The sequence below is a fragment of the Acidimicrobiales bacterium genome (assembly GCA_035540975.1).
Classification (GTDB): Bacteria; Actinomycetota; Acidimicrobiia; order Acidimicrobiales.
Window position 1 is genome coordinate 1 of the sequence record DATLFN010000019.1, and the last position, 19,549, is coordinate 19,549.

Annotated in this window: 24 protein-coding genes; 13 read left to right on the forward strand and 11 right to left on the reverse strand. The window is 74.3% G+C overall.

Annotated elements, in window-relative coordinates:
* Positions 1 to 401 precede the first annotated feature (401 nt).
* The 6 genes from VM242_02795 to rlmN all read right to left on the reverse strand — a co-directional run bounded on the left by VM242_02795 (position 402) and on the right by rlmN (position 4,016).
* Positions 402 to 806 (reverse strand): PIN domain-containing protein, encoded by a 405-nt coding sequence (locus tag VM242_02795; GenBank protein HVM04077.1) that lies wholly within the window; start codon positions 804 to 806, stop codon positions 402 to 404.
* Positions 803 to 997 (reverse strand): hypothetical protein, encoded by a 195-nt coding sequence (locus tag VM242_02800; protein HVM04078.1) that lies wholly within the window; start codon positions 995 to 997, stop codon positions 803 to 805. The genes VM242_02795 and VM242_02800 overlap by 4 nt, the downstream gene beginning before the upstream one ends.
* Before the next feature lie 716 nt (positions 998 to 1,713).
* Entirely contained in the window at positions 1,714 to 1,986 is a 273-nt protein-coding gene (locus VM242_02805) for a DUF2442 domain-containing protein (protein HVM04079.1), read from the reverse strand.
* A 36-nt stretch (positions 1,987 to 2,022) separates the two neighbouring features.
* Positions 2,023 to 2,550 (reverse strand): DUF4160 domain-containing protein, encoded by a 528-nt coding sequence (locus VM242_02810; GenBank protein HVM04080.1) that lies wholly within the window; start codon positions 2,548 to 2,550, stop codon positions 2,023 to 2,025.
* Positions 2,551 to 2,593: 43 nt separating this feature from the next.
* Complete coding sequence (locus VM242_02815) at positions 2,594 to 2,956, reverse strand: hypothetical protein (protein HVM04081.1); 363 nt, start codon at positions 2,954 to 2,956, stop codon at positions 2,594 to 2,596.
* 4 nt (positions 2,957 to 2,960) lie between these two features.
* On the reverse strand, positions 2,961 to 4,016 hold the full coding sequence (gene rlmN, locus VM242_02820) for a 23S rRNA (adenine(2503)-C(2))-methyltransferase RlmN (GenBank protein ID HVM04082.1): 1,056 nt from the start codon (positions 4,014 to 4,016) through the stop codon (positions 2,961 to 2,963).
* Positions 4,017 to 4,037: 21 nt separating this feature from the next.
* Here rlmN and VM242_02825 point away from each other — a divergent pair, with 21 nt between their 5' ends.
* Positions 4,038 to 4,805 carry a VIT1/CCC1 transporter family protein gene (locus VM242_02825; GenBank protein HVM04083.1) on the forward strand — a complete coding sequence of 256 codons (768 nt, stop codon included), beginning with the start codon at positions 4,038 to 4,040 and terminating at the stop codon, positions 4,803 to 4,805.
* Positions 4,806 to 4,829: 24 nt separating this feature from the next.
* Here the strand turns inward: VM242_02825 and mshD are convergent, their stop codons facing one another.
* Positions 4,830 to 5,741: a mycothiol synthase gene (mshD, locus tag VM242_02830; GenBank protein ID HVM04084.1), complete on the reverse strand. Its 912-nt coding sequence runs from the start codon at positions 5,739 to 5,741 to the stop codon at positions 4,830 to 4,832.
* A gap of 21 nt (positions 5,742 to 5,762) precedes the next feature.
* Here mshD and nth point away from each other — a divergent pair, with 21 nt between their 5' ends.
* Positions 5,763 to 6,470, forward strand: a complete 708-nt coding sequence (nth, locus tag VM242_02835; protein HVM04085.1) for an endonuclease III — start codon at positions 5,763 to 5,765, stop codon at positions 6,468 to 6,470.
* Between the two features lie 82 nt (positions 6,471 to 6,552).
* A complete protein-coding gene (locus VM242_02840) occupies positions 6,553 to 7,182 on the forward strand; it encodes a hypothetical protein (protein HVM04086.1) in 630 nt (209 codons plus the stop codon).
* A 99-nt stretch (positions 7,183 to 7,281) separates the two neighbouring features.
* On the opposite strand, the gene VM242_02845 is transcribed toward VM242_02840, so the two are convergent.
* Positions 7,282 to 7,470, reverse strand: a complete 189-nt coding sequence (locus VM242_02845; protein HVM04087.1) for a hypothetical protein — start codon at positions 7,468 to 7,470, stop codon at positions 7,282 to 7,284.
* A 79-nt stretch (positions 7,471 to 7,549) separates the two neighbouring features.
* On the opposite strand from VM242_02845, the gene hisD reads away from it, so the two are divergent.
* The 6 genes from hisD (at position 7,550) to hisF (ending at position 12,841) form a co-directional block, all read left to right on the forward strand.
* Entirely contained in the window at positions 7,550 to 8,839 is a 1,290-nt protein-coding gene (gene hisD, locus VM242_02850; protein HVM04088.1) for a histidinol dehydrogenase, read from the forward strand.
* Positions 8,827 to 9,888, forward strand: coding sequence for a histidinol-phosphate transaminase (hisC, locus tag VM242_02855; GenBank protein HVM04089.1), 1,062 nt, complete (start codon positions 8,827 to 8,829; stop codon positions 9,886 to 9,888). Before hisD ends, hisC begins: the two co-directional genes overlap by 13 nt.
* Before the next feature lie 181 nt (positions 9,889 to 10,069).
* Positions 10,070 to 10,666, forward strand: a complete 597-nt coding sequence (hisB, locus tag VM242_02860) for an imidazoleglycerol-phosphate dehydratase HisB (protein HVM04090.1) — start codon at positions 10,070 to 10,072, stop codon at positions 10,664 to 10,666.
* A gap of 76 nt (positions 10,667 to 10,742) precedes the next feature.
* Positions 10,743 to 11,345, forward strand: coding sequence for an imidazole glycerol phosphate synthase subunit HisH (gene hisH, locus VM242_02865; GenBank protein HVM04091.1), 603 nt, complete (start codon positions 10,743 to 10,745; stop codon positions 11,343 to 11,345).
* Between the two features lie 3 nt (positions 11,346 to 11,348).
* Positions 11,349 to 12,080, forward strand: a complete 732-nt coding sequence (gene hisA, locus VM242_02870) for a 1-(5-phosphoribosyl)-5-[(5-phosphoribosylamino)methylideneamino]imidazole-4-carboxamide isomerase (GenBank protein HVM04092.1) — start codon at positions 11,349 to 11,351, stop codon at positions 12,078 to 12,080.
* Entirely contained in the window at positions 12,077 to 12,841 is a 765-nt protein-coding gene (gene hisF, locus VM242_02875; GenBank protein ID HVM04093.1) for an imidazole glycerol phosphate synthase subunit HisF, read from the forward strand. The genes hisA and hisF overlap by 4 nt, the downstream gene beginning before the upstream one ends.
* Before the next feature lie 76 nt (positions 12,842 to 12,917).
* Here the strand turns inward: hisF and VM242_02880 are convergent, their stop codons facing one another.
* Together VM242_02880 and VM242_02885 are read right to left on the reverse strand one after the other, a co-directional pair.
* Positions 12,918 to 14,741: a hypothetical protein gene (locus VM242_02880; protein ID HVM04094.1), complete on the reverse strand. Its 1,824-nt coding sequence runs from the start codon at positions 14,739 to 14,741 to the stop codon at positions 12,918 to 12,920.
* Positions 14,738 to 15,568, reverse strand: coding sequence for a MerR family transcriptional regulator (locus VM242_02885; protein ID HVM04095.1), 831 nt, complete (start codon positions 15,566 to 15,568; stop codon positions 14,738 to 14,740). Before VM242_02885 ends, VM242_02880 begins: the two co-directional genes overlap by 4 nt.
* Positions 15,569 to 15,621: 53 nt before the next feature.
* Here VM242_02885 and VM242_02890 point away from each other — a divergent pair, with 53 nt between their 5' ends.
* From VM242_02890 to VM242_02900, 3 genes are all read left to right on the forward strand, one after another.
* Positions 15,622 to 15,948 (forward strand): co-chaperone GroES, encoded by a 327-nt coding sequence (locus tag VM242_02890; protein HVM04096.1) that lies wholly within the window; start codon positions 15,622 to 15,624, stop codon positions 15,946 to 15,948.
* A gap of 127 nt (positions 15,949 to 16,075) precedes the next feature.
* Positions 16,076 to 16,402, forward strand: coding sequence for a phosphoribosyl-AMP cyclohydrolase (gene hisI / locus VM242_02895; GenBank protein HVM04097.1), 327 nt, complete (start codon positions 16,076 to 16,078; stop codon positions 16,400 to 16,402).
* Positions 16,386 to 17,927, forward strand: coding sequence for a chorismate-binding protein (locus VM242_02900; protein HVM04098.1), 1,542 nt, complete (start codon positions 16,386 to 16,388; stop codon positions 17,925 to 17,927). The genes hisI and VM242_02900 overlap by 17 nt, the downstream gene beginning before the upstream one ends.
* Here VM242_02900 and VM242_02905 read toward each other — a convergent pair.
* Positions 17,920 to 18,480 (reverse strand): YqgE/AlgH family protein, encoded by a 561-nt coding sequence (locus VM242_02905; GenBank protein ID HVM04099.1) that lies wholly within the window; start codon positions 18,478 to 18,480, stop codon positions 17,920 to 17,922. The genes VM242_02900 and VM242_02905 overlap by 8 nt on opposite strands.
* A gap of 61 nt (positions 18,481 to 18,541) precedes the next feature.
* On the opposite strand from VM242_02905, the gene VM242_02910 reads away from it, so the two are divergent.
* Entirely contained in the window at positions 18,542 to 19,432 is an 891-nt protein-coding gene (locus VM242_02910; GenBank protein HVM04100.1) for a glycine cleavage T C-terminal barrel domain-containing protein, read from the forward strand.
* Positions 19,433 to 19,549 lie beyond the last annotated feature (117 nt).

Sequence of the window (19,549 nt, forward strand, 5' to 3'; positions counted from 1 at the left end):
GGTGCTGGCCGGTATCGGAACCGTCAGCGTGGGAGGGAGCCCCAGCTCGTTGGTGGACCCTGCTTTCAAGGCCCACCCAGGGCACTCAGGACCTACATCTTCAGTGATCGCCTTCCTACAGACTCAGGTGATCCTCAACACCCGACGCGCCCACGCGCTCACGCGACACCAGTCATTCACGTTTCAGGCCGAGGCGGGTATTCCCTGAGCACGACTGGGGCCCCGCCGCCCGCCCGTGCAGACCTCAGCGCGAGCCGGGTGAAGTAGGCCTTGCGGGCTGCGGTAGCCCGACGCCGGCGCTCGTCGACGCTGAGCTGACCGTCCGGGTCCAACTCTCGTTCGAAGCGAGCCGTGAACGCCGCAGAACGAGCAGGCGCGGGCTATCGCTCTTCCGGGCTCCGTCAGTCGATGGTGCCCTGGGGGACGACCCACTCTGCGGCTTGGCCCGTGACCGACGCAATGCGGTCGAAGTCGGTGTCGTAGTGGAGCACCGTGCGACCGGTCGTCTCTGCCACCGCGGCGATCAGCAGATCGGGGACCTTCCTGCCCTTCAGGCCATGCACGGCGAGCAGTCGCTGAACCTGCGCCGCCCGAGCGAAGTGACGGGCCTCGACGTCCAAGGGCTCGAAGACGTCCAGGGCGGCAATCAAGCGGTCCCAATCCTCGCCGTTGCTGGCGGAGAACCCGATCTCGAGCTCGGTCATCGCCGTCCGCGCGAGGCCGGCGCCATCAAGGGCCTGGACGCGCTCGCGCACGGCCGAGACGCGAAGCCGTCTCATGACGCTGGTGTCGACGACGAAGCTCATGGCCAGGCCGTGGAGCGGTCGTCCAGGTCGGCGCTGGCCAACACGTCGAGCGCCTGGTCGAGCTTGGACTGTCTGACTGCCGCCGCTCGCCGGAGCGCCTCGTTGACCGTGTCCTTGATGGTGCGGGTCCCGAGTTCGGCACGCGCTGCATCCAGCGCCACGTCGTCGACATCGATCAGTCGCTTCGTCACGGTCCAGTATATACACGCGAAGCCTGTGTATACAGACGAACGGTCGGCGGTGCTCTGCGCCGCGCCGACCTGGGAATCGCGAGCGATCCGGCGTCAGCGCGCGGGACAGCGGGGGATCCCCCATCTCAGCGGCCTGCGGCATCACGTCGGTCGCACTCGCCGGCCGAGTTCCCCGAGGCGGCGGCGTGTTCATGCGGCAACGATGGGCGAATAACGCCCGTTCTTGCCGCATGAATGGTCCGGGGGCGCGAACCGGCTTGAGCGAACGGCACGTTGAATGCCGGACCGCGCGGCCGGCGTCGATCCCGACGGCGCACCGATCGGCAGCGCCGAACAACGCCCGTCGTCGGCGGCGCAGAAGGCGCGAACCGGCGGGGGGCGAGCAGGTACTTCTCGATGGTCCCGGGCGACCGGTTGGCGGCCCGCAGGTGGCGACCGAAGCTGACGATCAGGGTGATCGAGGTCGCCGTCGGCCGGCGCGGCGACAGCGGGCAGCATCCTCCCGGATCGAGTCCGTGTCGCCGCATCATCTGGCCGAGCGGTGCCCTAGCCCCTACAAGCCGCTGACCTGCGGGTATGGCGAAACCCACCAGCGGTTACTTGAACCGGAGTCCGGGACAAGCGCTGTTCTGGCGGCCTCTCCAGGCGTGGAGCCCGGGAGCGAAAAGGGCCACCGTATGCGCTGGTAACAGGCGCAATTCCGGCGTCCTGGCGTCTCAGCCAGTCAGGCCGAGGTGGTACTCCTTGAGCACGACCGGGGCCCGGCCGCTCGCCGGCTCGTGGTCGCCGTGGAGCACGTCGGGATCGAGGTCGACGCCGATCGGCCAGGCGATCGTGCCGGCGACGGTGTCGACCGAAACCTGTGCGAACAGTGCCCGGTCCTGCAGCGGCTCGAAAACCCCGCCAGCGAGAACCCCGTCGAAATCAAGCTCCCTCACCAGGCCGTCCGAGAAGGTGAGGCGCAGCCGGAAGTCACCGAGGTGCTCCACAGCCACGACTCTCGCAGGTCGGCTCACGGACCAAGGTTAACGGAGCGGCTCGATCGGCACGAGCTTCGTGGGCGCCTGGGCGCGGTCCCAGTTGTCCTGCAGTTCCGATCGGCGCAGCTCGGCCCACTCCCTGACCAGGCGGGCGGCGGTGCGGGGAAGCGACCCGGCCAGGAACGCCGCGTCGTCGATCCGCACGAGAGCTTCCTCGCCGCCGTAGATGGCGTGGAAATGCGGCGGCTGGTGGTCCTGCCAGTACATGTACACGACGATCCCGTAGAACTCCCTCAGCCGCGGCAGGCGGCGCACAGTACGAGGCGCCGGGGCGTCGGCCCGGAGGAGCCCACGCAATGGCGGCGGCAACGGTGGGCCGGTAGTGGCGGCGCAGAAGGCGGCGAACCGGCGGGCGGCGAGCAGGTACTTCTCGATGGTCCTGGGCGACCGGTTGGCGGCCCGCAGGTGGCGACCGAAGCTGACGATCAGGCGCTCGAGGTCCCCGTCGGCCGGCGCGGCGTCAGCGGCCTCGGAGCATCTCCCCTCCAGTCCGGTAGAGCGGTGCGCTAGCACCTACAAGCCGCTGACCTGCGGGTATGGCGAATCCCACCAGCGGCTACTTGAACCAGATGCGCTGGTAGTCCCGGCTCTGGGCGTGGAGGAGCAGGGCGACGAGGGCGATCTCGAACATGAGGTTGATGAGCCCGGTGGAGAACACCGCCTCGCCGCCCCCGTAGTAGAGCCGGAGCAGGAAGGGCAGGAACGCCATGCCCACGCCCAGGGCGTAGCCCCACTTCTGCTCGTTGGCGATGCCGTACCCGGCGGCCACCGACCCGGCCGCGGCACCCAGGAAGAGCAGGGGGAACACCCCGGCCCGCAGCAGCCACAGCACGGTGAAGAAGGCGTTGGCGTACAGCAGGAACACGGCGATCTGGAGCGTCTGGGGCTGATGCGGGTTCGTCCACCGCCGCGTTTCCATGCGCTCAGTCTGGCCGATCGGCCCGCCGTCGCGGCGGTGGAACGCGCCCGGCCCCCGCGGCCGCCAGCTGGCCGCAGGCGGCGTCGATGTCGGTCCCCCGGTTGCGGCGCACGGTGGCGTTGACCCCGAGCGACTCCAGCAGGTCGCGGAACGCCCGGACGCCGGCCGCCGGGGTGCCCCGCACGGCGTAGCCGGGCGTCGGGTTGAGGGGGATGAGGTTGACGTGGGCCCTCACCTCCCGGGCCAGCTCGGCCAGGCGGGCGGCGTCGCCGGCCCGGTCGTTCACCCCCGCGATGAGGGCCCACTCGAACGACAGCCGGCGGCCCTTGGCGTCGACCCACGCCCGGCACGCCTCGAGCAGCGCCTCCAGCGGGTAACGCCGGTTGACCGGCACCAGCTCGTCGCGGAGGGCGTCGTCGGCGGCGTGGAGGGAGACGGCCAGGTTCACCGGGAGGGGCAGCGACGCCAGCCGGCGGATGCCGGGGACGATCCCGATGGTCGACACGGTCAAATGGCGGGCCGAGAGACCGAGGTCCCCGTGCATGCGCTCGATGGCCGGCCACACCCGGTCCAGGTTGGCCAGGGGCTCGCCCATGCCCATGAACACGACGTTGGAGACCCGGCGCCCGGTCCGGCGCGCCTCGGCGCCCGCCCGCACCACCTGCTCGACGATCTCACCGGTGGTCAGGTTGCGCTCGAACCCGGCCTGGCCGGTCGCGCAGAAGCCGCACGCCATGGCGCAGCCGGCCTGGCTGGACACGCAGACGGTGGTGCGGCCCGCGTAGTGCATCAGCACCGTCTCGATCAGCCGCCCGTCGGCGAGCGCCCACCGCCACTTGACCGTGTCGCCGTCGTCGGTCTCGACGGCGGTGTCCTCGCGGAGCGACGGAGCGAGGGCGGGCTCGGCCGCCAGCCGGGCCCGCAGCACGCGCGGGAGGGGGGTGAGGTCCTCGGGGGCGTCACCCCGGCGCAGCCCCTCCCACACCTGGCGGGCCCGGTAGGCCGGCTCCCCGTCGAGGAGGGCGGCCAACTCGGCCGGAGTCACGTCGTACCGGGCCACGCCCCGTAGGCTATGGCGGCCATGGAGACCGGCCCGTCGCCCCAGCCGGACGGAGCTGCGCCATCGGCGAAGGGCCCGGGCGACCACGGCACCTTCGAGCACCACCACCGCAACATCCAGGGCGGCGCGGCTCGGGCCGCCGTGTTCGGCATCAGCGACGGCCTGGTCTCGAACGTGTCGCTGATCCTGGGCGTGGCCGGCGCCAACCCGGCGCCCGGGGTCGTGCGGCTGGCCGGGCTGGCCGGGCTGGTCGGCGGCGCCTTCTCGATGGCGGCCGGCGAGTACGTGTCGATGAAGGCCCAGTCCGAGCTCCTGGAGCGGGAGCTGGAGCTGGAGCGCATCGAGATCGACCGCCGCCCCGAGAGCGAGCGCCGGGAGCTGGCGGCGATCTACCGGGAGCGGGGCGTCGCCGCCGAGGTGGCCGACGAGCTGGCCACCCAGATGATGCGCGACCCCGACCTGGCGCTGGAGACCCACGCCCGCGAGGAGCTCGGCATCGACCCCAACGAGCTCGGGTCGCCGGTCCAGGCCGCCGTCTCGTCCTTCCTCGCCTTCGCCTTCGGCGCCGTGATCCCGCTCTTCCCGTGGTTCGTCTCGAAGGGGACGGGCGCCACCGTGGCGTCGGTGGTCCTCGGCGCGGTCGCCGCGGTGGCCATCGGCGTCGCCCTCGCCGCCTTCACCGGCCGTTCGGCCCCCCGCTCCGCCCTGCGCCAGCTGGCCATCGCCGCCGCCGCGGCGGCCGTCACCTTCGGCGTGGGCAACGCCGTGGGGGTGGGCGGCCTCGGCTGACCCCCGCCCGGCCGGGCGGGCCCGTCAGGCCGCCGGGGGGACGTCCACGCAGTACGCCCGGTCGACGTGGTCGACGCTGAACCCCAGGTCGTCGTAGAGGCGCAGGGCCGGGACGTTGTCGGCGTCGACGTAGAGCATGGCGGTGGCGATGCCGCGACGGGCCAGGGAGTCGAGACCGGCCAGGACGAGAGAGCGCCCCAGGCGCCGGCCCTGGAAGTCGGGGTCGACGGCCACCACGTAGATCTCGCCCAGCGTGGGGGAGTGGTCGGCGTGCACCTTGGTCCAACAGAAACCGGCCAGGCGGCCGTCGACCTCGTGGAGCAGGAACCCGGCCGGCTCGAACCACGGCTCCGCCTCCCGGCGCTTGAGCGTCTCCACGTCCCAGCCGCCCTGCTCGGGGTGGGCGGCGAACGCCCGGTTGTTGACCTCCAGCCACGCGTCCTCGTCGGCGCCCGGCTCGAACGGGCGGGTGGACAGCTCGTAGGGCTCGTCGACGGGCAGCGGGCGCCGCATCTGGAACAGGTCCCGGGTGTGCCGCATGCCGGCGCCGGTGGCGATGAGGTCCCGCGCCCGGGTGGGCTTGGGCACCCACAGCGAGATGCGCCCGCCACCCTCGTGGCGGACCACGTCCATGGCGGCGGCCACCAGGTCGGCGCCGATGGTGCGCTCGTGGTGGCGATGGTGCGGGTCCACCACGAACTCCAGCGCCCAGGTGGCGTCGCCCCGGGTCACCTGGGCGTAGCCGACGGGATGGCCGTGGCCGGGCTCCCAGGCGACCAGGCCGGCGAAGCCGCTGCGGCCGCCGTCGACCAGGTCGAGCCACTGGTGCTCGCCCAGCGGCGCGTGGCCGTCGGCCGCCGCCGCCACCTCGAGGAGCTCGCTCACGGCCGCGATGTCGCCCTGGCCCATCTGCCGCTTCACCTCGAGGTGATGCACGTCTGCCAAGGTAGCGGTGCCATGGCGCGTCCCCGGACACCCAAGGGGCGGGCCCGGGAGACGGCGGCCAGGCTGGCCGAGGAGTACCCGGGGACCGCGGCCGAGCTCTGCGCGCTCCGCCACGACGACCCGTACCAGCTGCTGGCCGCCACCATCCTCTCCGCCCAGACCACCGACGAGCGGGTCAACTCGGTGACGCCCACCCTCTTCGCCCGCTACCCGGCGCCGGCCGACCTGGCTGGCGCCGACCCGGGCGAGCTGGAGGCGATCATCCACTCCACCGGGTTCTTCCGGGCCAAGGCCCGCAGCCTCATCGGGATGGGCCGGGCGCTGGACGAGCGGTTCGGCGGCGAGGTGCCGTCGTCCATGGACGACCTCGTCACCATCCCGGGCGTCGGCCGCAAGACGGCCAACGTGGTCCGCAGCGTCGCCCTGGGCCTCCCCGGGCTGCCGGTCGACACCCACGTCGGCCGCCTCAGCCGCCGCCTCGGCCTCACCACCGAGACCGACCCGGTGAAGGTCGAGGCCGAGCTCGACGCCCTCGTCCCCGCCGCCGAGCGCGGCGCCCTCAGCCTCCGCCTCATCCTCCACGGCCGCCGGGTCTGCCTCTCCCGCAAGCCCAGGTGCGACTCGTGCATCCTGTCCGACTACTGCCCCAGCTCCCTCGTACCCGGTCGGAGACCGGCGCCCGGAGCACGATCGAGCTCGCCGGTCGCGACGGCGACCTAACACTTCCCTCACAGCTTCCCGGCACGATGCTCTCGGGAGCGGCCCACAGTCGGGGCATTCGCCTCACGAGGAGTGAACCGAGATGCTCAAGCGGAATTCCGCCGTGGTCCTGGTCGCCGGGTTGGTGCTCGGCGGCGGAGCCGTCGCCCTGGCCGGGGACGACCCGGCCCGGCCCACCCTGCTCGCCGCCCAGACCGACCCCCCGCCCTCGACGCCGGGCGCCGGGGAGCCGTCCGACCGCCGGGCCGCCCGCCGGGCGCTGCGCACCTGCCTGGAGCAGGCGGGCGAGGACGAGGCCGCCCGCCGCGCCTGCAAGCAGACGGCCGGCCCCGCCCTGCGCGGCGGGCCCGGCCACCGGCGCGGCCCGGGCCCGCTCGGGCTCCTTCCCCTCGGCCGGGCCGTGCACGGCACGGTGACCGTCCCCGACGGGAACGGTGGTTGGCACGAGGTGACCTTCGACAAGGGGACCGTCGACGAGGCCACCGACGGGTCGAGGATCGTGCTCGACCGTCCCGACGGCCCGACCGTGACGATCGAGCTGACCGCCGAGACCGGGTACCACGGCGTGGCCGACGCCGCCGGCCTGGTGGACGGGCGTACCGCGCTGGTGGTGTCCCGGGACGGCAAGGCGCTGCACGTGGCGCAGCGCGACCCCGACCGCCGCCACCGTCCCGGGAACAACGGGGACGCACCCGGCGTTCAGAGGGACTGAGGGACGAGTCCCCGCCTCTCGTCCCCAGAGCGGTCCCGCCGCCGCTCGGCCGACGGCGCCTCCGGGCGCCGTCGGTCTATTTCGCCGTCGCAGTCGCCCTCACCGGGCGTTGTCGACGGCCTTGGCGAGGCTGCGCGACGCCCCGTTCAGCGCCCGCTCCACGTGGTACAGCTCGGTGGCGAGGTCCTCCCGGTCCTGGAGGTAGCGGTCGGCGATGGCCGTCACCCTCCGGGTGAGCTCGTCGAGGGCGGTGGCGAGGGAGGACAGCTCGGCGGCGGACGACGACATGGCGCCATTGTCGCCCGCCCGGTCGTCCCGCGAAGTCCCGGAGGCCCTCCGGGCCCCGGCAGTACGATCGGTACCTCCCATGCTCACCCGACTCGACCTCCGCGGGTTCACCGGCGACCTGCGCGCCCACCTCCCGCGGCCCCGGGCGGCCACCAACCTCCCGATCGAGGCGGTGAACGCCATCCTGGCCGAGGTCCGCACCGGCGGCGACGACGCCGTCCTCGCCCTGACCGAGAAGTTCGACGGGGTGCGGCCCGAGAGCCTGCGGGTGCCCCAGGCCGAGGTCGACGCCGCCCTCGAGGGCATCCCCCCGCTCCTCCGGGAGTCCCTGGAGGCGGCCCGGGCCAACGTCCTGGCCTACCACCGCCACCAGGCCCGCGAGGACGCCCGTTACGAGCGCGACGGCATCGTCGTGCGCGAGCTGTTCCGCCCCGTGGACCGGGCCGGACTGTGCGTGCCGGGCGGCGAGGCGCCGCTCATGTCCACCGTGCTGATGACGGCCATCCCCGCCCGGGTGGCCGGCGTGCCCGAGGTGGTCCTGTGCTCGCCGCCCACGTCCGGCGGCACCGTCGCCCCCGGGATCCTGGCCGCCGCCGCCCTGGCCGGGGTGGACGAGGTGTACCGCATCGGCGGCGCCCAGGCCGTCGCCGCCATGGCCTACGGCACGGAGACGATCCGCCCGGTGGACGTCGTCGTGGGGCCGGGCGGGCTGTTCACCTCGGTGGCCAAGCAGCAGGTGGCGGCCCAGGGCGTGGTCGGGGTGCCCGGCTCGTTCCCCGGCCCCTCCGAGGTGGTCGTGGTGGCGGACGACACCACGCCCGTCGACTACGCGGCCATCGACGTGATCGTGCAGGTCGAGCACGGCCCCGACAGCGTGGGCTGGCTCATCACGTGGTCGGAGGAGGCGGCCGACCGCATCGAGGCGGCGGTCGCCCGCCTGGCCGCCGCCAACCCCCGCCGGGGCGTCATCGAGGCGAACCTGGCCGCCAACGGGTACACCGCGCTGGTCGACGGGCCCGAGCAGGCCGTCGCCGTGGCCAACGCCATCGCCCCCGAGCACCTCGAGCTCATGACCGCCGACCCCGAGGCGCTCCTGCCCCTGGTGAGGTCGGCGGGCGCCGTGTTCACCGGCCCGTTCGCCCCGGCCAGCGTGGGCGACTACCTGGCCGGCCCCAGCCACGTCCTCCCCACCTACGGGTCGGCCCGCTTCTCGGGCGCCCTTCGGGTGGACGACTTCGTGAAGGCCATCCACGTCGTGTCGCTGGACGGGCCCACCCTCGGCCGGGTGGCGCCCCACGTGGCCGCCATCGCCGAGGCCGAGGGCCTGCCCGCCCACGCCGAGTCCGTGCGGTTGCGATGGGCGCCCTGATCCCGCCCCGCGCCGACCAGGGCCTGGGCGGCGGCTACCACTCGCCCCAGGTGCACGTCTCGGTGCGGCTCAACACCAACGAGTCGCCCTACCCGCCGCCGCCGGGCTGGGTCGAGGCGCTCGCCCGGGAGGTCGCCGGGGTCCCGTTCAACCGCTACCCCGACCGGGGTGCCCACGCGCTGAGAGAGGGGCTGGCCGAGCTGCACGGCGTGCGCCCCGACCAGGTCTTCGTCGCCAACGGCTCCAACGAGGTCCTCCAGACGCTGCTCCTGGCCTACGGCGGGCCGGGCCGCTCGGCGGCCGTGTTCGAGCCCACCTACGCCCTCCACTCCCACATCGCCCGCCTCACGGGGACCGCCGTGGCGGTGGGGGAGCGGGCGCCCGACTTCCTGCTCGACCCCGTCGAGGTGAAGCGGGTCATCACCGAGTCCGAGCCCGCCGTCACCTTCGTGTGCTCGCCGAACAACCCCACCGGGCGCTCGGAGCCGGCGGGCGCCGTGGCCGGCGTGGTCGAGCTGGCACCGGGGCTGGTCGTGGTCGACGAGGCGTACGGCCAGTTCTCGCCCCGCTCCGCCCTCGAGCTGGTGGGCGACGACGTGCCCCTGGCCGTGGTCCGCACCTACTCCAAGACCTGGGCCATGGCCGCCGCCCGCCTGGGCTACCTGGTGGGCCCGGCGCCGGTGGTGGCCGCCCTGGAGTCGCGGGCGCTGCCCTACCACCTCGACGCCGTGAAGCAGCTGGCCGGCCGCCTGGCCCTGCGGTACCGGCCCGAGATGGAGGCCCGGGTCGCCGCCATCGCCGCCGAACGCGACCGCCTGGCCGGGGCGCTGGCCGCCCTGGACGTCGAGTGCTGGCCGTCGGACGCCAACTTCCTCCTGTTCCGGCCCCTCGGCGCGCCGGCCCGCCGGGTGTGGCAGGGACTCCTGGACCGGTCCGTCCTCGTCCGCGACTGCAGCGCCTGGCCCCGCCTGGACGGCTGCCTGCGCGTCACCGTCGGCACCCCCGAGGAGGACGACACGTTCCTCGCCGCCCTGGCCGAGGTCCTGTGAGAATCGGCTCGGAACCGGAGGTTCCTCGCCGAGCCGGCCGTGCTGCGGCCGCCCGGCGAGCCGGGCGTCCTCCGCGCTGTCCTCTCGGCCGGCAGCCGCAAGGGGCCGCCTGCGGCGGCGGGGACGGCCGCCGGCGATTCTCATCGTTCGATCATCGTCCCGCCACGGGCCGGTGGGTCCTGTGACGGCCCGCGTCGCCGAGCGCCGGCGGGACACCAAGGAGACCCGCATCGAGGTGCGGCTCGACCTCGACGGCACCGGGGTCACCGAGGTCGACACGGGCGTGCCGTTCTACGACCACATGCTCGCCCAGCTCGGGCGCCACGGCGGGTTCGACCTCCGTGTGTTCGCCCGGGGCGACCTCGACGTCGACATCCACCACACGGTGGAGGACGTGGCCATCGTGCTGGGCGAGGCCGTGCGCGAGGCGCTGGGCGACAAGGCGGGCATCCGCCGCTTCGCCTCCGTGGCCCTCCCGCTCGACGAGGCCCTGGTGGAGGTCGCCCTCGACCTGTCGGGCCGGCCCTTCCTCGTCTACGAGGTGGACTGCGGCACCGACGCCCTGCCCCTCGGCACGCCGGCGTTCGACCCGCGGATGGCCGAGCACTTCTGGCAGTCGTTCACCACCAGCGCCGCCGTCACCCTGCACCTGCGCATGCGCAGCGGCCGCAACACCCACCACATCCTGGAGGCGTCGTTCAAGGGCGTGGCCCGGGCCCTGCGCGACGCGGTCCGCGTCGAGGGCGGTGGCGTCCCCTCCACCAAGGGCACCCTGTGACGCCCTCCACCGGCTCTGGCACCAGGAACCGACACCCCGGTGCCGGTTCCTGGTGCCAGAACGGCGCGGGGGCGGCATGATCGCCGTCCTCGACTACGGGATCGGGAACCTGCGGTCGGCGCAGAAGGCCCTGGAGAAGGCGGGGGCCGGGGCGGTGCTGGTCACCAGGGCCGGCGACGCGGCCGGCGCGGCGGGCGTCGTCCTCCCCGGTGTGGGGGCGTTCGGCCGGTGCATGGAGGCCCTGCGGGAGACGGGCCTCGACCGGGCCGCCCTCGACGCCATCGAGGCGGGGACGCCGTTCCTCGGGATCTGCGTGGGAATGCAGATGCTCTACCGGGAGTCGGAGGAGTCGCCCGGCGTGGCCGGCCTGGGCGTGATCGACGGCGCCGTGCGGGCGCTGCCCGAGGGGGTGAAGCGCCCGCAGATGCAGTGGAACGTTCTGGTCCCCGAGCGGGACGACAGCGCGCTGCTGGACGGGCTGGGCCCCGAGCCGTGGGTCTACTTCGTCCACTCGTTCGCCCCCGAGCGCACGCCCGAGGTGGTCGCCACGTGCGACTACGGCGGTGAGGTGGTGGCGGCGGTGGAGCGGGGCCCGCTGTGGGCCACCCAGTTCCACCCCGAGAAGTCGGGGCCGGTCGGCGCCCGCGTGCTGGCCAACTTCGCCAAGGCGTGCTCCTAGGCGGTGGACCTCTACCCGGCCATCGACCTGCGGGGCGGCGTCTGCGTCCGCCTGGTGCAGGGCGACTACGCCCGTGAGCGGGTCTACGGCGGCGACCCCGTCGAGGTGGCGCTGGAGTTCGAGGCGGACGGGGCGCCGTGGATCCACGTCGTGGACCTCGACGCCGCCCGCACCGGCCGTCCGGCCAACCGCGAGGTGGTGGCCGCCATCGCCGGCGCCGTGGGCGTCCCCGTCCAGGCCGGCGGCGGCATCCGGGACGAGTTCTCGGCCGAGGCGCTCCTCGACTCGGGCGTGAGCCGCATCGTCCTCGGCACGGCGGTGGTCGAGGACCCCCGGCTGCTGCGCCGGGTGGCCGCCCGCCACCCCGGCCGGGTGGCCGTGGGGCTCGACTCGCGCCGCGGGGAGGTCGCCGTGCGGGGTTGGACGGAGAGCTCGGGCCGCACCCTCCCCGAGGTCCTGTCCGCCGTGGAGGACGCCCCCCTGGGCGCCGTCGTCGTCACCGACATCGCCCGGGACGGGATGCTCACCGGGCCCGACGTGAAGGGCATGGCCGCCGTCCTCAACGCCACCCGCCACCCCGTCGTGGCCTCGGGCGGGGTCGGGACGCTGGAGCACCTCCGGGCCCTCGCCGCCGTGTTCGCCGGCGGGCGGGGGCTGGACGGCGTCATCGTCGGCACCGCCATCCACGAGGGCGTGTTCAGCGTGCGGGAGGCGATGATCGCGTGCGCGCCGTGAGGGTCGTCCCGTGCCTGGACGTGGACGCCGGCCGGGTGGTCAAGGGGGTGCGCTTCGTGGACCTGCGCGACGCCGGCGACCCCGCCGAGCTGGCCGCCCGCTACGACGAGGAGGGCGCCGACGAGGTCGTCTTCCTCGACATCACCGCGTCGTCCGACGCCCGCTCGACCATGGTGGACGTGGTGTGGCGCACCGCCGAGCAGGTCTTCATCCCGCTCACCGTCGGGGGTGGCGTCCGCACCGTCGGCGACGCCCGCCGGCTCCTGCGGGCGGGGGCCGACAAGGTGGGCGTGAACACCGCCGCCGTGGCCCGCCCGGCGCTGGTGCCCGAGCTGGCCGACGAGTTCGGGGCCCAGTGCGTGGTGGTCGCCGTGGACGCCCGCCGCCGGCCCGACGGCGGCGACGGGCCGGCGTTCGAGGTGTTCACCCACGGCGGCCGCCGGGCCACGGGCATGGACGCGGTGGCGTGGGCGGCGGAGTGCGAGCGGCTCGGGGCGGGGGAGGTCCTGCTCACCTCCATGGACCGGGACGGCACCCGCGACGGGTTCGACCTGGAGCTCACCCGGGCCGTGGTCGACGCCTGCAACGTCCCCGTCGTCGCCAGCGGTGGCGTCGGCACCCTCGACCACCTGGTGGACGGGGCGGTCGAGGGCGGGGCCGACGCCGTGCTGGCGGCGTCGGTCTTCCACTTCGGCGAGTTCACCGTCCGCCAGGCCAAGGAGCACCTCGCCGCGGCGGGCGTCACCGTCCGTCCCGGCTGACGCCTCTCGCCCCGACGCGACAGCGGGCACGCCCCGACGCGTGCCCGCTGCCGCCCGTGCCCGAAGGGGCGACGGATCAGGGCCCGGCCCCCGTCCCGCTGCGGACGGCCGTGCGCGGCTGCCACGTGGGCGGCTCGGACGGGCCGGCGTACGGGAAGCGCGTCTCGCTCGGGCGGTCGCCCTCGCTCTCGGTGTCGGCCAGGCGCCGGCCCGTGAAGGCGAACAGCGCCACCCACAGGAGCGTCACCAGCCCGACGCCGGCGTAGGACGCCATGGCCGGCCAGGCGGGCCCGTCCTTGGCCTCCCGCAGGAGGATGGACGTGTTGCGCTCGAAGGCGACCCGCCGCTCGGGGACGGCGGGGACGGCGCTGGCGCCGATCTCGGGGTCGGCCGGCATGTAGACGGCGGCGGCCATGACCTCGGAGCCCCGCATGAGGCTCACCATCGACTTCCAGTTGCCGGTGACGGGGACCGACTCCTCGCTCTCGAAGCGGCCCGGTGCCACCTCCTCCAGCTCCGACCAGTTCCGGCCGCCGCCCTGCCACGACATGATCCCGAAGGCGGTGGCCTCGTCGGCCGCGTCCGCCGGGACCAGCTCCACGCTGACCCGGGCCAGCTCGCCCTCGGGCGAGGTGCGGATGACGGCCTCGACGTCGCCGACGTTGCGGGGCAGCGGGATGGCGAGGGACACGATGACCGCGGCGGCGGCGACCCCGAGGGCGACGCCGGGCATGGGATCGGTGTCCTCGGCCAGGCCGTGCCGCCACGCCCGTCCCAGGCCGGCGCCGACCACGGCGGCGGCCGTCGCCGCCACCAGGCCCAGCACGGTCCCGGGGAGCGCCAGGGGGCCGGGGCGGACGTCGAACCAGCCCGAGGCGTCCACCCACGCGAACTCCAGGGCGAGGCCGACGAGGCCGATCGCCGTCCCCGAGGCGAGGGCGAAGCGCAGGGTGCGCCGGGTGCCCACCAGGAGGGCGACCGCCTCCACGCACAGGGCGCCGCCGAGGTACAGCGGGAAGCGGGGGAACGAGTGGTTGAGGCCACCCGCCACCAGGGCGCCGATGGCGCCCCGCAGCACCAGGTAGGCGACGACGGCGTACAGGGCGCCGCCCGGGCCCATGGCCATGCGGTTCAGCACCAGCCCGAAGCCCATGGCGAGGGCGAACAGGACGGGCAGGTACAGCGCCTGGAACTGCGGGACGCCGAAGTCGAACTCGCCCTGGAAGGTGGTGAGGCCGACCATGACGGCGCCGGCGGTGGTGGCGTGGATGACGTGCCCGAGCGGGGTGGGCCGGGCGTTCCTGCGGCCCTCGAGGATCATGAGCATCAGGGCGATGGGGCCGAGCGAGCCGCCCGCCACCAGCTGGAGGTGGGTGGGGCTCCACAGGGTGACGTCGATGCCGTAGGCCCGGTGCCACAGCTCGTCCAGCGGGAAGGCGGCCGTGCCGCCGATGCCGAGGACGGCGAACATGAGCGCCGAGCGTGGGATGCGCAGCCCGGCGAAGCGGAACCCCACGTCGGCCTCGTCGTTGGTGGCGAAGATGACCGCGATGACCGAGGCGTAGACCATGCCGCCCAGGCCCAGGAGGATCATGGTGTGGCTGGGCGTGAACAGGTCCTTGTCCCGCCCGAGGTCGATGTGCCAGGCGACGTCCCAGTAGAGGCCCATGACGGCCACGGCCAGCACCAGGAGCCCGCTGAGGGCCCCCGCCATGCACCAGCCCGGGTAGCCCGTGACCTTCTCGAGGGAGTACGAGATCCGCTTGAAGAACGCCCGCACGACGTTCTTCTCGTCCCCGTGGTCGCCCATGACCAGGAGCCAGAAGACGGTGAAGAAGTAGAAGACGAACGGCGCGACCACGAAGGGCCAGTCCGTCCCCCATCCGGCGGCGGCGGTCATTGCGTAGCTCCCTCCCGGGCGGCGGCGTCGACGGCCGCCCTCGTGGTGGTCAGGGCGGTGGACGCCGCCACCCGGTGCTCCATTGCCCGGGCCAGCACGGCGAGGACCGTCTCGGCGGCCAGCGGGCGCATGCGCTTCAGCGCCTCGGTGACCCGGGGCAGCTCCTCGGCCGGCATGCCGGCGGCCGCGAACGGGTCCCAGATGTGCTCGTCGAACAGGCGCACGAGGCGCTCGGCCACGCCGTCGAGGACGTCGCGCAGCGCCGCCATGGCGTCCAGTGCCTCCTCCAGGGGGATGCCGACGGCGACCAGCTCGGCGCCGGCGTTGACCAGGCGGGGGCTCGGCACACGGACCTTGGCACCGTCGGGCTCGAGCAGGCCGAGCTCCACCGACCGCAGGACGAGGTCGGGCCGGGTGGCGCTCTCCGGGAACAGCTCGAACAGCTCGGCCGGGTCGACGACCTGGGGCTCCTCGTCGGTCCACGGCGCGGTGAGCGCCTGCTCGAAGCCGAGGACGTCGGCCAGGCTGCGCCCCCGCTCCCACGCCTCCAGCAGGCCGGCGATCCCGGCCAGCGAGTAGCCCTGGTCCTGGAGCTGGGCGATCAGGCGCAGGCGGCCGAGGTGGCCCTCGTCGTAGTGCCCGACCCGGCCGACCAGGCGGGGCGGAGGCAGCAGGCCGATCGTCTGGTGGTTGCGGATGGTCCGGGTGGTGACGCCGGCCCGGCGGGCCAGCTCGTCGATCGTCATCCCCGGCTCGGAGCGCCCTTCGCCGAGGTCCTCGCTGCTGCCGTCGCCCGCCACGGACGCCACCGTACCACATGGTGCCATCCCGTCAAGTTACATCGTTTCGGGTAACGGTTCCGAGGCTCTACGGTGGGGCCGTGCCCGACCGCGACGTCAAGCACCCGATCACGATGATGGCGGACCGGCTGCTGGTCCAGCTCCCCCAGACCGAGGGGGAGCGCCGCTCCCGGGCCGGCATCCTCATCCCGGCCACCGCCCAGATCGGCAAGCGCCTCACCTGGGCCGAGGTGGTGGCGGTGGGGCCCCACGTGCGCAACGTCCGCCCCGGCGACTGGGTGCTGTTCAACCCCGAGGACCGCTTCGAGGTCGAGGTCCGCAACGAGGAGTACCTCATCCTCCGCGAGCGGGACATCCATGCCGTGGCCAGCGATCGCAACGAGGACGCGACGGGGCTCTACCTGTGAGCTCCGCCCTCACTCGCTCGCTGCGCTCGCCCCGTTCGGGCGGGTACGACGGTGCTCCGTCGGGTCGGCGGAGCCGTCCCGGCTCCGGGCGGGCGTCGTGAGCCCCGAGTCCTCCCTTCCCACCGGGATGGACGACGTGAGGTACGACGCCGCCGGGCTGGTCCCCGCCGTCGCCCAGGACCGGGCAACGGGCAGGGTCTTGATGCTGGCCTGGATGAACGAGGACACCCTGCGGGAGACCCTGGAGACGGGCCGCATGGTCTACTGGAGCCGGTCGCGCCAGGAGCGGTGGGCCAAGGGCGACACGTCGGGGGACGTCCAGACGGTGGTCGAGGCGTCGTACGACTGCGACGGCGACACGCTCCTGTTCGTCGTCGACCAGGCCGGGAAGGGTGCCTGCCACACCGGCGAGTTCACCTGCTTCTTCCGCCGCTTCGGTGTTCCAGCCCGGTAGGGACGTCTTCCGCTCCCTGGCCCGCACTGCCGCCGTGGTGCCGGTGTGGCGGGAGATCCTGGGCGACCTCACCACCCCCGTGGCCGGCTTCCTGCGGGTGGTGGGCGACGAGGCCGGCTTCTTGTTCGAGTCGGTGGAGCACGGCGAGCGCTGGAGCCGGTGGTCGTTCGTGGGCCGCAATCCCTCGGCCACCCTGGTCGCCCGGTCGGGCCGCATCGAGGTCGAGGGACGCCTGCCCGAGGGCGTCCCCCTCGACCGGGGGGTGCTGGCGGCGGTCGACGGGCTGCTCGCCGCCTACCGGTCGCCCGCCGTCCCCGAGCTGCCCCCGCTGCACGGCGGCGTGGTCGGCTACCTGGGCTACGACGTCGTGCGGGAGGTCGAGCGCCTCACCGACGTGCCGCCCGACGACCAGGGCCACCCCGACGCCGTCCTCTCGGTGGTCGGCGAGATCGCCGCCTACGACCACTGGCGCCAGCGGGTGACGCTGGTGGCCAACGCCGTCGTCCCGCCCGGCGCCGGGCAGGACGAGCTCGACGACCTCTACGACGCCACCGTGGCCCGCCTCGACCGCATGGCCGCCGACGGCGCCCGGGCGCTCGACGAGCCGGTGGTGGAGCCGCCCGAGCGGGACGAGCCGCCGCCCGACGTGCGCCGCACGATCTCCACGGAGGTCTACGCGGCGGCGGTGGCGGCGGCCAAGGAGCGCATCCTGGACGGCGACATCTTCCAGGTCGTGCTCTCCATGCGCTTCGACCTCGACCTGGGCGCCGACCCCTTCGACGTCTACCGGGCCCTGCGCCAGGTGAACCCCTCGCCGTACATGTACTTCCTCCGCCACCGCCAGATCACCGTGGTCGGGTCGTCGCCCGAGCCCATGGTGCAGCTGCGGGGCGAGCGGGTGGTGTCCCGGCCCATCGCCGGGACCCGGCGGCGGGGTCGCACCGACGAGGAGGACCGGCGGCTGGCCGCCGAGCTCCGCGAGCACCCCAAGGAGTTGGCCGAGCACGTGATGCTGGTCGACCTGGCCCGCAACGACGTGGGCCGGGTGGCCCGCTTCGGCACCGAGAAGGTGGACGAGCTGCTCACCCTGGAGCGGTACAGCCACGTCATGCACCTGACCTCCCAGGTGTCGGCGACGGTGGTGGAGGGCACCGGCCCGGTGGACGTGCTGCGGGCCACCTTCCCGGCCGGCACCGTGTCCGGCGCGCCCAAGGTGAAGGCCATGGAGATCATCGACGCGCTGGAGCCGACCAAACGCGGCCCCTACGCCGGGGTGGTCGGCTACTTCGACTTCTCCGGGAACCTCGACACGGCCATCGCCATCCGCACGATGACGGTCGGGCCCGACGGGCGGGCCAGCGTGCAGGCGGGGGCGGGCATCGTCGCCGACAGCGACCCCGCCCTGGAGGACCTGGAGTGTCGCAACAAGGCGGCCGCTCTCCTGGCCGCCGTGCCCGCCGCCCGGCGGATGACGGCCGCCCGGCGCGCCGCCGGCGCGACGGCGCCCGTCGGCGGTGTCAGTTGACCGAGGGGTCCACCGGGTAGTCGGCGTACATCGCCAGCCGAGGCCGCTGGCGCCGCAGGACGGTGGTCCACAGGCGCTCGGGCTGCCGGCTGCACGCGTCCTCCGGGAGGGCGTCGACCACCCACCAGGCGCCGGCCTCGATCTCGCCCTCGAGCTGGCCGGCGCCCCACCCCGCGTAGCCGGCGAACAGGCGCAGGTCCTCGACGGCGGGCAGGAGGTCGTCGGGGCCGCGGCCCAGGTCGACGATGCCGACGCCGCCCACCAGCGGCCGCCACCGCTCCTCGACGTCGGTGGCCCCCCGCCGGGCCAGGCCGATGACCGCCTTCTGTTCCACCGGGCCGCCCACGAAGATCACCGACGGGTCGGCGGTGAGGTCGTCCCACTCGGGAAGCGGCTCGCGCACCTCGGTGTCGCTCGGGCGGTTGAGCACCAGCCCCACGGCGCCCTCGTCGGCGTGTTCGAGGATGAGCACCACCGTGCGGTCGAAGTTGGGGTCGCCCAGCGCCGGCGTGGCCACCAGGAGCCTGCCCGTGAGAGGCGCGTCGGGGGTCATGCATCGATTGTCCCTCGCCCGGTGCCCCTCGTGGGGTGAACCGGTGGGCCAGAATGGCGCGGTGGGCGTCGACGAGGACCTCGAGTGCCTCCGCACGGGAGCGGGCGCCGTCGAGGTGCCGCGCGACTTCCTGCGGGTGTCCGGGCCCGACGCCGTGTCGTGGTTGCAGGGCCAGCTGAGCCAGGACGTCGCCCGGCTCGGCGTCGGGGCGTCGGCCGACTCGCTGCTCCTCCAGCCCCAGGGCAAGGTCGACGCCTTCGTGCGCGTCACCCGGACGGACGCCGACGCGCTGGTCCTGGACGTCGACGGCGGGTACGGCGCGGCCGTGCTCGCCCGCCTCCGTCGGTTCAAGATCCGGGTGAAGGCCGAGGTCGAGCCGCTTTCGTGGCGGTGCCTGGCCCTGCGCGGTCCCGACGTGCACGAGTGGGCGGCGGGCGCGTCGGGCGGGATGCTGGTCGACGACGACTGGCCCGGCTTCCCCGGCGTGGACGTGGTCGGCCCGGCGCCGGTGCCGCCGCCGGGCGTGCGGCCGTGTGGCATCGAGGCGTGGAACGCCCGGCGCATCGCCGCCGGCATCCCGGCCATGGGCGCCGAGCTCACCGAGAGGACGATCCCCGCCGAGGCCGGCATCGTCGAGCGATCGGTCAGCTTCACCAAGGGCTGCTACACCGGCCAGGAGCTGGTGGCCCGCATCGACTCCCGTGGGGGAAACGTGCCCCGCCATCTCCGCGGCGTGGTGATCGAGCAGGGCGAGCCCCCGCCGGTGGGCGCCTCGCTGGTCGTCGACGGCAAGGAGGCGGGCACGCTCACGTCGGTGGCGGCGGCCGGGCGGCCGGCGGTCGTGGCGCTCGCCTACGTCCGCCGCGACGTGACCCCGCCCACCGAGGCCGAGGTCCGCTGGGACGGCGGCTCGGTCCCGGCCCGGGTGCAGACGCTGCCCCTGGACGCCTGAGCCGCGTGCGCGCCCGCCGTCGAGGCCTTCCCGCCGCGGCCGTCCTCGCCGCCGCCGTCCTGTCCGTGGCCGGCTGCGCGACCGGGGGCACCGCCGTGGAGCCCCTGCCCCCGGTCG

Bases quoted from the DNA above. Each gene is read 5' to 3' on its own strand.
- VM242_02795 (HVM04077.1), bottom strand. From the start codon at position 806: ATGAGCTTCGTCGTCGACACCAGCGTCATGAGACGGCTTCGCGTCTCG.
- VM242_02815 (HVM04081.1), bottom strand. From the start codon at position 2,956: ATGGAAACGCGGCGGTGGACGAACCCGCATCAGCCCCAGACGCTCCAG.
- VM242_02825 (HVM04083.1), top strand. From the start codon at position 4,038: ATGGAGACCGGCCCGTCGCCCCAGCCGGACGGAGCTGCGCCATCGGCG.
- nth (HVM04085.1), top strand. From the start codon at position 5,763: ATGGCGCGTCCCCGGACACCCAAGGGGCGGGCCCGGGAGACGGCGGCC.
- VM242_02840 (HVM04086.1), top strand. From the start codon at position 6,553: ATGCTCAAGCGGAATTCCGCCGTGGTCCTGGTCGCCGGGTTGGTGCTC.
- VM242_02845 (HVM04087.1), bottom strand. From the start codon at position 7,470: ATGTCGTCGTCCGCCGCCGAGCTGTCCTCCCTCGCCACCGCCCTCGAC.
- hisD (HVM04088.1), top strand. From the start codon at position 7,550: ATGCTCACCCGACTCGACCTCCGCGGGTTCACCGGCGACCTGCGCGCC.
- hisC (HVM04089.1), top strand. From the start codon at position 8,827: ATGGGCGCCCTGATCCCGCCCCGCGCCGACCAGGGCCTGGGCGGCGGC.
- hisH (HVM04091.1), top strand. From the start codon at position 10,743: ATGATCGCCGTCCTCGACTACGGGATCGGGAACCTGCGGTCGGCGCAG.
- VM242_02880 (HVM04094.1), bottom strand. From the start codon at position 14,741: ATGACCGCCGCCGCCGGATGGGGGACGGACTGGCCCTTCGTGGTCGCG.
- VM242_02885 (HVM04095.1), bottom strand. From the start codon at position 15,568: ATGGCACCATGTGGTACGGTGGCGTCCGTGGCGGGCGACGGCAGCAGC.
- hisI (HVM04097.1), top strand. From the start codon at position 16,076: ATGGACGACGTGAGGTACGACGCCGCCGGGCTGGTCCCCGCCGTCGCC.
- VM242_02905 (HVM04099.1), bottom strand. From the start codon at position 18,480: ATGACCCCCGACGCGCCTCTCACGGGCAGGCTCCTGGTGGCCACGCCG.